Consider the following 14,391-nt stretch of genomic DNA (forward strand, 5'->3'; position numbering starts at 1 on the left):
GTTGCGCCCGGCCCCTCGCCCTTCAGAAGCGTGTCGTGATGGAGGCGATGACGGTGTTCTGCGTCGTGTCCCGCGGCGCGAAGGCCCCGGCATTGCCGCCCTCGCTCCGCAGCCTCTCGGTGAACTGGTATTGCAGCGAGCCCACCAGGCGCTCGGAGAAGCTGTGCACAACCCCGACCCGCGCCGTAAGCGTGTCGTATTGCGAGGCGAGGGTGTCCGAGCGGTTCCAGCTGTAGCCGACGGACCCGAAGCCGGTCGTGACCGGCCCGATCTCGCGGCGCCACAGCAGCGCGACGCTCTGCGTCTCCTGCGCGAAGGCGAACTCCCCCGGAGCCGAGGCGAGCGGCGTCCTGCGGTCGAAGACGTATTGCAGGGTGAAGGTATCGCGCGGGAGCTGGTGGGAGATCGAGGCCGTGCCACGTCGGCTGCGGAACAGCCCGTTCTGCTGGCCGAGGAAGGCGCCGCTGTCGAGCTGCGGAATGGGCGCGCCGTCGCGGCCGATGGCATTGCCGAACTCGTCCACCGTCACGGTGCTCAGCAGGTCGGACACCTGCGCAAGCGCCGTGGTCACCTGTTCCGAATAGCTGGCGAAGGCGACGGTGCGCTGGCCGAGGCCGATCCGCGCTTCCACCGAAGGGGCATCGAAGCCGTCGCGGCGGCGATAGCGGGCGGTGATGGTGGTGTTGGGGCTCGGGTCCAGGCGCAGGCCGACACCCCAGACCATGCCATCCACGCGATAGGGCGGGACGCCGCCGAAGCGCAGATGCTCGTAACCGACTTCGCCGAGCACGGCGACGGTGGGCGTGATGGCGTAGCGTGCCTCGAGCAGGGCGAGTCCCCGCTCCGCGCCATCGGTGATCTCCCCGCCGCCGACATAGGCGGTGCCCGAAACGCGCGCCTCCAGGACCAGCCGGCCGAGATCCTCGCCCGACCGCACGGCGGCGAAGCCGCTATGGGTGATGAGCTCGCTGTCGTTCGAAACCTCGGGGCCGCCGGGAAAGAGACGGGTGGAGGTGCCGTCGCGCCGCGAATAGGCGAAATTGTAGCCGATCACCGAGGTCGCGGCGCTGCCCCAGCGCTGGATGGCGTAGGGGCTGACCGTGAAGAAGTAGTTCTGCGTGAAGCCGTCCCGGCGCGAGGAGGCGATGGTGGCATCGTTGAAGCCGGGCGCGATCGGCGTCACGTTGCCCAGCGCGCGGAAATCCACGAAGACGCGCTCGGGCACCACCGTGAGGGTGGCGGCGCCGAGGAAGCGGTTGTCGATCCGCGTATCCTCGGTCCCGTTCGCGTAGAAATTCACGCTAGGCGCGTAGAAGAAGGATCCCCGCAGCGCGGCCGTCTCGGCGGCGATGCGGATCTGCGGCGCGATCGTTGTCACGAATTCCGAATCGCGACGGCTGTCCCCGATCTGGCTGTTGTCGGTGGCGAGCACGCGCAGCGTCAGCGCCGGCTCGATCACGTAGCCGCGCGTGGGCGTGCTGCCGCCGAGATTGACGGGCGGCCCGCCATAGAAGGGTTCGAGGAAACCGCCGGGCCGCGCCTCCGGGCGCACGAAATTCGCGGGCGGGATGGCGCCGAACGGACCTATGCCGCCCACCGGCTGCTGTTCGGTCCCGGCGAAGGGGCGCACCGGCGCGGGCTGTGCCTGGCCCGAGCCCCCCGGGGAGGCGGCGGCCCCACCACTGGCCGGGGCCGAGGCCGGGGCCGTCGCCTCCTGGGCCCGGGCGGGCAGCGCCGCGGCGAGGATGCCGCCGCAGGCCGCGGCCGCCGTCCAGGCGGCGCGCCGCCGCCGGCTCAGCCGCGCGTCCTTCGGTTCAGCTGGCGTAGGCCTCATATCCGTATGCCCCGAAACTGTCCGGCGTGGAGGCGGTCGCGCGGTTGAGGACGAGCTGGAGCGTGGGACAGGCGTCCAGCATGTCGAGCGCGGCCTCGACTTCGGATCGTTGGGTGGCCTCCGCCCGGACCACGATCAGGACCTGGCCGGCCAGGGCGGCCGCCGCGCTCGCGTCGCTCGTCGCAAGGACGGGGGGGGCGTCGACGATCAGCAGGTCGTCCGGAAAGGCCGCGGCGATGCGGTGGAAGGCCTCGGCAAGCGCCTTGGGGGAGGCTTTGGGATCCGTCGCGCTCGCCGGCGCCACGCCTGAGGGCATGAAGCGGAGGCGGGCGACCTCGGTTGGCCTGACGATGCGCGCCGGGTCCAGCGCCGGATCGGCCGCGATGTCCCTCAGGCCCTGGGCGCCCTCGCAGCCGAGCAGGCTGGTCAGGCTGCCGCGCTTGCCGTCGCCATCGAGCAGCAGCGCGCCCATCCCGCCGTGCCGCGCGACCGCGACCGCGAGGTTCAGCGAGGTGAAGGTCTTGCCCTCCGCCGGCCGCGCGCTGGTGACGAGGACGAGGCGCGCGCACCGCTCCGGCGCGGGCTCGATGTCCTTCAGCGCACGCAGCACCTGCTGCTGGATGACCGCCATCTCCTCGGCGCAGCGCGTGCGCGTGCCCTGGAGGCTGACGCCGCCCGCGGCGATGAGCGCCTCCCGCGCAATCGGCGGATGGGCCGGTTCCGGTGCGGGCGGCGCCGCCGATTCGAGAGGCGCGGTGCGCGGAGGTGCGGCGGGCGCGCCACCGCCCGGTGCCGCGCCGCGCAGCACGCCAGCCCCGCCCAGGGCCTCGACCGCGCGTTCGGCGAGGCTGCGTTGCGATTGCACGCTCATGCGAGAAGCCGTGCCACAAGGCGCGAACCCTGCGCAACCAGTTCGGGGCCGCGGGCGAGCATCGCCCCATAGGCCCCGACCAGCAGGATGAGGCCGCCCGCGAAGACGGCCGCGGGCACGAGCCGGCGCGGTGCGCCGACCTCCGCCACCGACCCGAGCACCGGCAGGCCGATCTCGCGCAGGTCCCGCAGCGAGTAAAAGCCCCGATCGAGCAGGCCGAGGAAGACCGCGAGCGCGCCGCCCGCGCCGATCCCGAGCACCAGCACGACCGAGGCGAACAGGATCCGGTTCGGGCCGCGCGGGATGGTGGGAACCGTCGGCGGCTCGACCACCTCGATCCGCACCTGGTCGGCGCCGGTGCGCGCCGCGCCGGCGAGCTGGAGCGATTCGCGCCGCGCCAGCAGCTCCTCGTACTGGCGGCGCAGCACGCCATAGTCGCGGTCGAGGTTGTCGAACTCCGCCTGCAACTGCGGCGCGCTGCGGGCGAGCGTCTCGAGCCGCTCCACCTCCTCGGTGCTGCTGGCGATCTGCCTTTCGTGCGAGGCGATGGCGAGCTCGACATCCACGAGGCGCGACTGGAGGAGCTCGCGCTGGGTGCTCTGCGGCGCGGCGACCACGCCGCCGCCACCGCCGCGGCCGGCACCGCTGGAGCGCAGCTCGGCGATGATGTTGCGCTGCGCGATCACCGCCGGGTGCTGCTCGGTGTAGCGCAGGCGCAGCTCGCGCAACTCCCGCTCGGCCTGGGCGAGACGCGGATCCCCGCCCCCGCCGCCCGCCGCGCGCTGCGTCGGCAGGGCCTCGATCTGCTGGCGCAGCACGTCGCGACGCGCCCGGGCATCCGCGAGCTCGCCCTGCAGCGTGGCGAGGCGCCGGCGCTCGTCCTCAAGCCGGCTGACGCCGCCGCGCGCGTCCGAGGGAAGCAGGTCGAGGTAGCGCGCGCGGAACTCGGCGCGCCGGCGCTCGGCCTCGCGGAGCTGGGTCTCGTAGCTGTTGATCTGCTGGTTCACGAAGCTGCGGGCATTCTCCATGGCCTGGCGGTCGTTGCTCGCCGCGCGCTCCATGAAGAGGTCGAGAAGCGTCCGCACGACCGCCTGCGCCACGCGCGGATCGTGATCGGTATAGGTGATCTGGTAGAGGCTGCGGCCCTGAGGGGTGACGCGAATCTCGCGCGCCAGCTCGTCGAGCAGCGCCTCGCGAGAGCGGGCGCTGTCCACCCGCATGTCGAGATCCGTCCGCGCGACGACACGTTCGAGGTTGGGGCGGGCGAGCATGGTGCGCGTCAGCAACTCGACCTGCTGCTGCGGCGCGCCGTCCACGGCGATGCCGCGCAGCGCCTGGCCGAGGATGACGTCCGCCTCGGCGTAGAGACGCGCGCTGGCCTGATACTGGTTGGGCATGGTGTAGACGATCGCCCAGCCGACCAGGCAGACGAGCCAGGCAGCGGCGAGCGCGACCCAGCGATGACGCCAGGACGCCTTGGCCGATCGGAGGATCGGCGCGGGGATGTTCATCGGTTCAGAACCAGCTCTGGGGGATCACCAGCGTATCACCGGGGCGCACCGGCATGTCCTGCGAAATGTCGCCGCCACGCACGAGGTCGTTGAGCCGCACCGGGATGGATTGCCGGGCGCCCGAGGCGTCGCGGCGGATCAGCTCGGCGCGGTTGCCCGCGGCGAATCGCGTGAGGCCGCCGGTCGCGATCATGACATCGAGGATGGTCATGCCGTCACGATAGGGGATCGCCTGCGGCTGCGCGACCTCGCCGATCACGCGGATCATGCGGTTCGGAGGGCCGACGAAGGAGCGGACGATGACGGTGACGTTCGGATCCACGACGTATTGCCGGAGCCGCGTCTCGAGTTCACGCGCAAGCCCGGTCGGCGTCCGCCCCGCAGCCTGGATGTCGGGCACGAGCGGGATGGAGATGCGGCCATCGGGGCGCACGGGAACGTCCATGGAGAGTTCGGGCGCGCGATAGACGAAGATGCCGAGCGTATCGCCGGGCCCGATGACGTAGTTCTGCTCGCTGGCCGGAGGCGGTACCGCGGCGGCATCGGACGGCGGCGGCGACATCGGGGCGCAGGCGGCGAGCAGGGCCGCGGCGAGGATGGAACAGACCCTGAGCATCAATGACCTCCCGAACCTCTGACGCCGCCGCCCGATCGGGGATGCGGGCGCGTGAGCGGACGCAGTGTGCCTTGCCCCGAGCGCGGGTTAACAAGTGACCAACGGTCGGATCGTTTGTAGGAGATCTGCCTCATTTTTCAAACGGGAATCCGATCACGGCTCTGCGCGGTCGGGCATTCGGGTCAAACCATAGCCGGCGACCTTCCGGTGTGCGCAAGGTCACAAGAGTGTTCTCTCCGGCGAATACAACCGGGAGACGGCAGATTGTGCCGATAAGGGGGTGCCGGCGGGCTCTCCGGCGGATGAACGTCCAAATTTCTGCAACTCTGCTCCTCGCGTATCTGTGAGATATTTATTTTCGACAGACACGGATTTTTAAGGCATTAACCGCTTGTCAACGCGCAGGAAGGATGGTCACATCATGTCGAGGGGGGCAGTCACTAGACGACTGTTGCGCGTCGCTGGGGAGTGCGCGTGGCGGTCCATAGGAGCTGCACGGTGACCAATCTCTTCGGGCACAGCGTTCGGTCGGAGCTGCTTCTGCTGTCCGTGACCGAGGCGCTCGCGTGTTTCGCTGCCTTCGCCCTGATCCTGCATCTCGGACTGCCTCAGGGAACGACTGCCGATCTGCCGGGCGTTCTCGTCCTGTCGGGCGTTCTCGCGATCTGCGCGAGTTTCGCCGTGGCCGCGACCGGGCTGTACCATCCCACGAACTCGCTTCGCGCGGCCCGCCTCTTCGCCGGCGCCGTGCTCGGCGGGCTGCTGCTGGTCATCGTCGCGCCGGTGGCGGCGCACATGCTGCCGCACGCCCCGCTTCCCGGCATCGGCATGAGCGTGACGCAGCTGGTCGTCGCCTTCGTCTGCGCCGTGCTGCTCACGCGCTCCGCCTTCTACCTCGCGCTGCGCAGCGGCCTGCTGCGGCTGCGGGTCGCCCTTCTGCCCGGGCCGGGCGCGGCAAGGCTGCGCGGGCGGCTCGCCGCCGATCCCTTCTATGCCGTTCTCGACGGCATTCCCCCGGGCCTCGATGCCACCCGTCCCCGGCTTCTCGAGCGGGTGCTGCGCACCCGTCCCCTCGATGCCGTGGTCGCGGACGATCCGGCGAGCCTGCCGCCCGGCGAGGCCGACCGGCTCCGCGCGCTCCGCGTTCCCGTCTGGACCACGTCGCGTTTCGTCGAGCATGCGCTCGGCCGGGTGGATCTCGAGTCGCTTCCCCAGGACTGGCGGCCCCGCGAGACCTGCGCCGAGAGCGCGGCCACCGCCGCCTTCCGGCGTGGCCTCGATATCGTCCTCGCGCTCGCGATCCTGCTCCTGACACTGCCGGTCATGATCCTGACCGTGATCGCGATCCGACTCGAAAGCCCCGGACCGATCCTCTACCGGCAGCAGCGGCTCGGCCTGCACGGCCGAGTCTTCACGGTGTTCAAGTTCCGCAGCATGCGGGAGGATGCCGAGGCCGGCGGCGCCGTCTGGGCGCGGCCGAACGACACACGCGTCACGCGCGTCGGCCGCTTCATCCGCCTTGTCCGGATCGACGAGCTGCCGCAGCTCATCAACGTCCTGCGTGGCGAGATGGCGATCGTCGGGCCGCGGCCCGAGCGCCCGGAATTCGTCGCGCGCCTTGCCGAGGCCATCCCGCACTACGAGGCGCGGATGCTGGTCAAGCCGGGCATCACCGGCTGGGCCCAGGTGAACTGCCCCTATGGCGCCTCGGTCGAGGACGCGCGTCTGAAGCTTTCCTATGATCTCTACTACGTGTGCCGCCGCAACCTCTTCCTCGACCTTCTGATCCTGATCGCGACGGTGCGCGTCGTGCTGTTCCAGGAGGGCTCTCGGTGATCGCGGCCGGGGCCCGTTCCCCGGGGTGAGGCGATGATGGCATCGGTGCCGGTGCATGCCGTCGCGGCGGCGCTGTGCGCTCTCTGGGCCGTGCTCATCCCGCTCGCCGCGGCGGGGCGGCGCCCGGCCTGGCTGCCGGCCGCCTTCTGCCTCGCCACCGCGGCCTGGGCCGCCTCGGTCGCGGTCTGGCCGGTCGCGCCGCTGACCGGCCCGCCGGGGCTGCTCGATCTGGTCCAGACCGCCTTCGGGCTGCTGGTGCTGCTCGCGCTCGGGCGCCGGCTGGGCGGGCCGGGCGCGGTGCCGCTCGCCCGCGCCTTCGGCCTCGCCGCCGCGGCGCTGCTGCCGCTCGCCGCGGGTGTCGAGATGGCCCGCATGGCGCAACTGGACACCGCCCTGCCGGCGGCCTTCGCGGTCCCGGCCCGCCTTGCCCTCGCGCTGCTCGTGGTGCTCGTCGCGGAGAACATCATCCGCAATCTCGACGAGGCCGCGCGCTGGCATGCCAACCTGCCCTGCATCGTCATCGGCGGCATGGCAGCCTTCGACCTCGTGCTCCTGGCCGATGCGGCGCTGAGCGGCGCCTTCTCCCCCGTCCTGTGGAATGCGCGCGGCGCTCTGTGGGGCATCGCGCCGGCCCTGCTGGTGCTGGCCGCGCTGCGCGACAGGCGCTGGAAGCGCAGCCCGGCCGTCTCGCGCGAGGTGGTCTTCCACGGCGCGACGCTGGTGATCGCCGGCGCCTTCCTCCTCGGCGTGGGCGCCGTGGGCGAGGCGCTGCGCCACCTCGATGCCGACTGGGGCGGGACCGCGCAGGTCGGGCTCATTGCCGGGGCGCTGATGGCGCTCGCCGTCGCGCTCTCCTCGCGTTCCTTCCGCTCGCGCATCCGGCGCAGCATCGTGGACCACTTCTTCGCGGCCCGGTACGACTACCGGCGCGAATGGATGCGCGCGACAGCGACGCTCTCCGCTGCCGACGAGGAGAGCCCGGCGCCGGTGCGCGCCATCCGCGCCATCGCCGATGCGGTGGACGTGCCCGGCGGCATCCTGCTGACGAAAAGCCCCGACGGGTCGCTGGTCGGCAGCGCCTTCTGGAATGCGCCGGACGTGCCGGTCGTGCTCTTCCCCGACCATCCGGTGCATCGCGCCCTCGCCGAACGCGGCGAGGTCCTGCGCCTCGGCCCGCCGGCGGAAGGCGATCCGCTCGCCGGCTCGGGGCGGCTGTGGCTCGCGGTGCCGCTGCTGCATCACCGCGAGGGCCTGACCGGCGCGGTGCTGCTCGCCCCGCCGCGCGCCCATTTCCCGCTTGACGAGGAAGTGAACGAACTCCTCGGCACGCTCGGCCGCGCCGTGGCGATGTTCCTCGCCGAACGCCAGGCCGCGGAGCGCCTCGCCGACAGCCGCCGCCTCGCGGATTACGCGAAGCGCTTCGCCTTCGTCGCGCATGACGTGAAGACGGTGTCCAACCAGCTCAGCCTCATGCTCGCCAATGCCGAGGCGAACCTGGACGACCCGGAGTTCCAGCGGGACCTGCTGACCACGATGCGGTCCTCGGTGAGCCGTATCAACACGCTCATCGCCCGGCTGCGGCAGGAGGATGGCGCCGCGCCGCGCCCCGCCAGCGGCAGCTTCGCGGTGATGGAGAGGCTGCGCGCGCTCGCGCGCAACCGTGCCGGCGCGCTGGAACTCGTGCAGGAGGGTTCCCACCTTCCTCTCGTCGCCATGCCCCCCGAAAGCTTCGACGCCGCCGTGACCCACCTGCTCGACAATGCGATCGAGGCCTCCCCGCCCACCGTCCCGGTGCGCGTCGTGGTGCGCCCCGCCGATGCCGGGCTCGAGGTGGACATCATCGACCGCGGCCCTGGCATGAGCGAGACCTTCATCCGCAACGAGCTGTTCCGCCCGATGGCGACCTCCAAGCCCGGCGGCAGCGGCATCGGGGCCTGGCAGGCGCGCGAGCTGCTCGCGAATGCCGGCGGCCGGCTCGACGTCCTGAGCCGCCCCGGCGAGGGCACGACGATGCGCCTGCGCCTGCCGGCCGGCACCCCATGAGCAAGCCCAAACTCCTGATCGTCGAGGACGATCCCGGCCTGTCGGCCCAGTATCGCTGGGCCTTCCCCGAATGGCGGGTGATCCTGGCGGGCACGCGGCCCCAGGCCGAACACCTCGCGGCCAAGGAACAGCCCTCGGTGACGCTGCTCGACCTCGGCCTGCCGCCCGACGCCGAGGGCGTCTCGGAAGGTTTCGCAACGCTCGAGGCGCTGCGCCGCGCCCATCCCGACCTTCCGGTGGTGGTCGCGACCGGGCAGGGCCAGCGGGAGAACGCGCTCCGCGCCATCGGCCTCGGCGCCTATGATTTCTGCGAGAAGCCGGTGGAGCCCGAGCTGCTGCGCACCATCCTCGACCGCGCGCTGCGCGTGCGCGAGCTGGAGCAGGAGAACCGCCGCCTCGCCGCCAGCCCCCGCCCCTCCCCCGTGCGCGGCATCATCACCGCCGACGAGGCGATGCTGAAGGTCTGCCGCACCATCGAGCGCCTCGCCTCGGTCTCGGTCCCGGTCCTGATCTTCGGCGAGAGCGGCACCGGCAAGGAGGCGCTGGCGCGCGCGCTGCACGAGCTCGGCCCCCGCGCCCGCAAGCCCTTCATCCCGCTCAACTGCGCGGCGATCCCCGAGAACCTGCTGGAAGCCGAGCTCTTCGGCCACGAGCGCGGCGCCTTCACCGGCGCGGTGCGCATGACGCCGGGCAAGTTCGAGGTCGCCGACGGCGGCACGGTGTTCCTCGACGAGATCGGCGAGATGCCGGTCCAGCTTCAGGCCAAGCTCCTGCGCTTCCTGCAGGACCAGGTGTTCGAGCGGGTCGGCGGCCGGCAGCAGATCCGCGTGGATGTGCGCATCGTCTCGGCGACCAACCAGCCGCTGGAGGAGCAGTCCCAGAGCGGCCAGTTCCGCGGCGACCTGCTCTACCGGCTGAACTCCATGACCGTGCGCGTGCCGCCGCTGCGCGAGCGCGGCGGCGACATCGTGCTGCTCGCCCGCTATTTCCTCGCCCGCTACGCCGAGGAGTTCGGCCGTCGGATCCGCGGCTTCGATCCCGGCGCGCTCGAGGCGATGGCCGCGCATTCCTGGCCGGGCAATGTCCGCGAGCTGCAGAACCGCGTCCAGCGCGCCGTCCTGATGGCCGAGGGCACGCAGATCACGGCGGCCGAGCTCGAGCTCGCAGCACCCGAGGAGGAGGCGGCCGGCGAGCCGGACCTCGACCTGCGCAGCGCGCGGATGCGCGCCGAGCGCGAGACCCTCGACCGCGCGCTGGCGCTGAGCCACGGCAATCTCGCCCAGGCGGCGAGAATGCTCGGCGTGAGCCGCCCGACGCTCTACAACCTGCTGGACGCGCACGGCATCGCCGCCGCGCGCGGCACGGCGGACCAGAAACCCGAAGGAGGCTGAGCCATGGCACAGCGAACCCGATCCCTGCTGCGCGCGGCCCTCCTCGGCACCGTGCTCATGCTGCCCGCAGGCCAGGCCTACGCCACGCTCGAACGCGCCCAGGCCGCGCAGGCGCGCGGCGACCTCCGCACGGCGCAGATCGAGCTGCGCAACGCCGTGCGCCGCGCGCCGGACAACGGCGCCCTGCGCTACGCCCTGGCGCAGGCGAGCCTCGACCTCGGCGATGCCGACACGGCCGAGAAGGAGGCGCGCGCGGCGATCGAGCGCGGCCACGACCGGGTGGCCTCGACCGCGCTGCTGATCCGCGCGCAGATCGCGCTCAACCGCGCGCGCGAGGTGCTGCGCGAGTTCGCCGAACCCGCCGCCGGCACCGAGCCGCGCCTCGCGGGCGTGATCCTCGCCGGCCGCGCGGCGGCGCAGCTCACGCTGGACCAGGCCGCGGACGCCCGCCGCTCGGCGGAGGCCGCGGTGGCCGTGGCACCGGGCCTCGCCGAGGCGCACATCGTGCTCGCCGCGGTGCGCGTGCAGGCGGGCGACCGCGCGGGCGCGGAGGCCGCGCTGGACGCGGCGCTGCGGATCGAGCCGGACAATGTGGCCGCCCTGCTGCGCAAGACGACCTTCCTCGTCGAGCGCGGCGAGCTGCCTGCGGCGGTCGAGGTGACGAGCCGCGCGATCGCCGCGCAGCCCGGCAATGTGCTGGCACGGCTGCAGCGCGCGGAGATCCGGCTGCGCCAGGGCGACAACGCGGCGGCGCGGGCGGATGTGGAGGCCGCGCTGCGCACGGCCCCGGGTCATGCCGGTGCGAACTACATGCTCGCGGTGCTGCAGGTGCGCGCCCAGGAATGGCGCCAGGCGGAGGAGACGCTGAACCGCCTCGGCGCGGTGCTGCCCAACACGCCGGAGGGGCTGCTGCTGATGGCGACCGTCAAGCAGCAGCTCAACCAGACGGCGCAGGCGATCGACGCCGCCCAGCGCCATGTCGCGCGCCGGCCGGAGGATCCGCGCGGCGCGCGGCTGCTCGCCGCGCTCGAGCTGCAGGCGAACCGCCCGCGCAATGCGGCCGAGGTGCTGAACAACCTGGTCCGCCGCGGCGTCCAGGATGTCGAGGCCTACGACCTGCTCGGCCGCGCGCAGATCGCAGCCGGCCGTCCGCGCGAGGCCGCAGAAGCCTTCGCGCGCGCCGATGCGCTCGCGCCGGGCGATGCGACGCGGCTCGCGCGGCTTGCCGCCTCGCGCCTGTCCATCGGTGATTTCGCGGGCATGGCGGAGGCGGCGCAGGGCGCGCTGCGGGCCAATCCGGCGGTGCCGGGCGCGCGGCTGATGCTCGCGATGGGCGAGATCGCGCAGGGCAACGTCGCCGCCGCCGAGGCCGAGCTCGGCCGCCTCGACGATGCGCAGCGGCAGGGCGAGGCGGCGCAGGTGCTGCGCGGCATGATCCAGTTCATCCGCTACGAGCCCGACGCCGCGCGCGCGACCTTCGAGGGCGTGCTGCGCGCCAATCCGGATTCCGTCCCCGCGCGGCTGGGCCTTGCGCGTGTCGCGACCTCGCAGGGCCGCGCCGAGGAGGCCGAGCGGCTGCTGGGCGAGGTGCTGCAGCGCGATCCCGGGAATGCCGAGGCGCTCGGGCGGCTCGCCGCGACCGCGCTCGCAGGCGGGCCGCGGGCCGCGGCGGGCCTCGCGCTGCTCGAGCAGGCGCAGGCCGCCAACCCGGACAATGCCGGCCTCGCCTTCGCGCTCGCCACCGTGCTCGCGCGCAGCGGCCACCACGAGCGCGCGGTCGCGCTGCTGCAGTCGGATGCGCTGCGCAGCGCGCCCGGCCAGGGCGGCACGGTGGCGCTGCGGCTGTCCGAGGTGCGCGCGGCGCAGGAGCGCTGGCCGGAAGCGGAGGCGGCGGCCCGCTCGGCGCTGGCCGAGAACCCGCGCGATTCACGGGCGATGCGCCAGCTCGCGCTGCTGCTCGCCCGCCGGGGCGACCACCGCGCGGCCGAGGCGCTGATCGATGCCGGGCTGCGCTCCGCCCCGACCGATCCGCTGCTGCTCGGCACCTCGATCGCGCTCGCGCAGCAGCAGGGTGGGGTGGATGCGGCGCTGGCGACGGTGGAACGGCTCGGCCGCCTGCCCGGCGCCGCGACGGTGACGGCGCCGCTGCGCGGCGATGTCCTGATGGGGGCCGGGCGCGCCGCCGATGCGGCGCAGGCCTACGCCGCGGCCGCGCGCGCCAATCCGAGCGCCGAGCTGACCATGCGCCAGGCGGCGGCCCTGGTGCAGGCGGAGCGCCGCGACGAGGCAGTGGAGCTCCTGCGCGCCTGGATCGCGCGCTCGCCCGACGACGTGCCGCCGCGCGCGATGCTCGCGCAGCTCGCGATGCAGCGCGGCGACAGCGCGGAGGCCGAGCGCGAGTTCCGCGCCGTGGCCGAACGCGCGCCGCGCGACGCGATCGCGCTGAACAACCTCGCCTGGCTGCTGCAGGAGAAGGGCGGCGCGGAGGCGCTGCGCGAGGCCCGCGGCCTCGCCGAGCGCGCCTTCTTCCTCGCGCCCACCGTCGAGATCGCGGACACGCTCGGCTGGATCCTCGCGCGCGGCGGCGAGCCGCAGCGCGCCCTGCCGCTGCTCCGCCAGGCGGTTGCCGGCGCGCAGGGGACGAACCCGGCCGCCGCTGCCGGCATGGCCTATCGCCTTGCCTGGACGCTGGCGGCGACCGGCGAACGGGCGGAGGCCGCGCGCGTGCTCGAGCCCCTGCTCGCCCGCTCCGACGCCTTCCCCGAGCGCGCCGAGGCCGAACGGCTCATGGCCGAGTTGCGCCGGGGCTGACCGGGCCGCCCGCTGGTGCGCGACGCCGTCTTCATCGCCCTCACGGGGCTTCTGCTGCTGATCGCGCTCGCCCGGCCCTTCGTCGGGATCCTGGTGTGGTCCTGGATCTCGTTCATGAACGCGCACCGCCTCGCCTGGGGCATGGCGCAGACGATCCCCTGGGCCGCGCTCGCCTTCTTCGCGACGGTGGTGGGCTGCATCATGGCGCGCGAGCCGCGGAGCTTCCGACCCAATGCGCTCATGGTCCTGATGGTCGTCTTCGCCGTCGGGATCACGCTGACCACCTTCGTCGCGATCGGTCCGGCCGATGCCGCCTGGGCGAAATGGGACCGGACGATCAAGATCATCGCGGGCCTGCTCCTGACCGCGGCACTGCTGACGGAACGCTGGCGCATCCACGCGCTCGTGTGGCTGATGGTGATCGGCATTGGCTATTTCGGCGTGCGCGGCGGCGTCTTCACCATCGTCACCGGCGGCGCGCACCGGGTCCTGGGGCCGCAGGACACCATGATCGCCGATCGCAACCACATCGCGGTCGCGCTGCTCATCGTCATCCCGCTGATGAACTGGCTGCGCATGCATTCGGCGCATCACCTCGTCAGGGTCGGGCTTGCGGTGGCGATGGTGCTCACGCTCTTCGCCACCATCGGCACCCAGTCGCGCGGCGCGCTCGTCACCATGGTCGTCGTGGCGGGCGTCTTCTGGCTGCGGACGAAGGGCAAGCTGCTCTCGGGCATCGCGATCGTGCTCGCGGTGGGCAGCGTGATCGCCTTCATGCCGCAGAGCTGGGTCGAGCGGATGGAGACGATCGAGACCTTCGAGCAGGACGGCTCGGCGATGGGCCGCGTGCGCATCTGGGAAGCCGCGCTCAAGGTCGCCCTCGCGAGGCCGCTGACCGGCGGCGGCTTCCGCGCCGTCTATGACCAGGGCGTCGTGGATACCTACGCGCCCGGCGTCGTCGCCCGCGCGACGCACAGCATCTACTTCGAGGTCCTCGGGGAGCACGGCTTCATCCTGTTCGGCGTGTGGCTGGCGATGATCGGCCTCGGGGTGCTCTACACGCGGCGCATCATCGCCGCCTCGCGCGGCAGGCCGGACCTCGCCTGGGCCGGCGACCTCGCGCGCATGTCGCAGGTTTCGATCCTGGCCTATCTCGTGGGCGGCGCCTTCCTGTCGCTCGCCTATTGGGACGTGTTCTGGACGCTGATGATCGTGCTCGGGGCGACGCATGCGCTGGTGCGCCAGAGCGCGGCGGCACCCGCCTTGGCACAGTCCGGCGCCGCCGCCCCGGAGCCGCTCTGGCGCCGGGAGAAGGCCGCGAGGGCGGCATGAGCGCGGAAGGGAAGGTCACGGCATGCAGACAGCCTATTTCCTCGCCATGCTGGCCGGAGTCGTCTGGCTCTGCATCTGGGCCGCCGTGCCCGACGAGTTCCGTCGGCGATACCGATGGCCGTTCGACATGCTCGAACAGGAACCAC

At 72.7% G+C, this 14,391-nt stretch carries 9 protein-coding genes; 5 read left to right on the top strand and 4 right to left on the bottom strand.

The genetic code is table 11. The annotated features are described in order from the left end of the window. Window positions 1–22 precede the first annotated feature (22 nt). The 4 genes from FHS88_RS16525 to FHS88_RS16540 are packed head-to-tail and all read right to left on the bottom strand — an operon-like array spanning window position 23 to window position 4,832. Complete coding sequence (locus FHS88_RS16525) at window positions 23–1,834, bottom strand: TIGR03016 family PEP-CTERM system-associated outer membrane protein (protein ID WP_184486570.1); 1,812 nt, start codon at window positions 1,832–1,834, stop codon at window positions 23–25. Further along, window positions 1,815–2,705, bottom strand: coding sequence for a P-loop NTPase family protein (locus FHS88_RS16530; RefSeq protein WP_184486571.1), 891 nt, complete (start codon window positions 2,703–2,705; stop codon window positions 1,815–1,817). The genes FHS88_RS16525 and FHS88_RS16530 overlap by 20 nt, the downstream gene beginning before the upstream one ends. Beyond that, complete coding sequence (locus tag FHS88_RS16535) at window positions 2,702–4,216, bottom strand: XrtA system polysaccharide chain length determinant (RefSeq protein WP_184486572.1); 1,515 nt, start codon at window positions 4,214–4,216, stop codon at window positions 2,702–2,704. Before FHS88_RS16535 ends, FHS88_RS16530 begins: the two co-directional genes overlap by 4 nt. 4 nt (window positions 4,217–4,220) lie before the next feature. After that, window positions 4,221–4,832 (bottom strand): XrtA/PEP-CTERM system exopolysaccharide export protein, encoded by a 612-nt coding sequence (locus tag FHS88_RS16540; RefSeq protein ID WP_184486573.1) that lies wholly within the window; start codon window positions 4,830–4,832, stop codon window positions 4,221–4,223. A gap of 498 nt (window positions 4,833–5,330) precedes the next feature. Here FHS88_RS16540 and FHS88_RS16545 point away from each other — a divergent pair, with 498 nt between their 5' ends. The 5 genes from FHS88_RS16545 to FHS88_RS16565 are packed head-to-tail and all read left to right on the top strand — an operon-like array spanning window position 5,331 to window position 14,245. Further along, on the top strand, window positions 5,331–6,668 hold the full coding sequence (locus FHS88_RS16545) for an exopolysaccharide biosynthesis polyprenyl glycosylphosphotransferase (protein ID WP_184486574.1): 1,338 nt from the start codon (window positions 5,331–5,333) through the stop codon (window positions 6,666–6,668). Window positions 6,669–6,704: 36 nt separating this feature from the next. Beyond that, window positions 6,705–8,711: an XrtA/PEP-CTERM system histidine kinase PrsK gene (gene prsK / locus FHS88_RS16550; RefSeq protein ID WP_246420131.1), complete on the top strand. Its 2,007-nt coding sequence runs from the start codon at window positions 6,705–6,707 to the stop codon at window positions 8,709–8,711. Beyond that, the gene (prsR, locus tag FHS88_RS16555) at window positions 8,708–10,102 is read left to right on the top strand and encodes a PEP-CTERM-box response regulator transcription factor (RefSeq protein ID WP_184486576.1); all 1,395 of its coding nucleotides are present in this window, start codon (window positions 8,708–8,710) and stop codon (window positions 10,100–10,102) included. The genes prsK and prsR overlap by 4 nt, the downstream gene beginning before the upstream one ends. Before the next feature lie 3 nt (window positions 10,103–10,105). Continuing rightward, entirely contained in the window at window positions 10,106–12,913 is a 2,808-nt protein-coding gene (gene prsT, locus FHS88_RS16560; RefSeq protein WP_184486577.1) for an XrtA/PEP-CTERM system TPR-repeat protein PrsT, read from the top strand. A 15-nt stretch (window positions 12,914–12,928) separates the two neighbouring features. Next, window positions 12,929–14,245 carry a putative O-glycosylation ligase, exosortase A system-associated gene (locus FHS88_RS16565; protein ID WP_184486578.1) on the top strand — a complete coding sequence of 439 codons (1,317 nt, stop codon included), beginning with the start codon at window positions 12,929–12,931 and terminating at the stop codon, window positions 14,243–14,245. Window positions 14,246–14,391 lie beyond the last annotated feature (146 nt).

The sequence above is a fragment of the Neoroseomonas alkaliterrae genome (assembly GCF_014199195.1).
GTDB classification, from domain to species: Bacteria; Pseudomonadota; Alphaproteobacteria; order Acetobacterales; family Acetobacteraceae; genus Neoroseomonas; species Neoroseomonas alkaliterrae.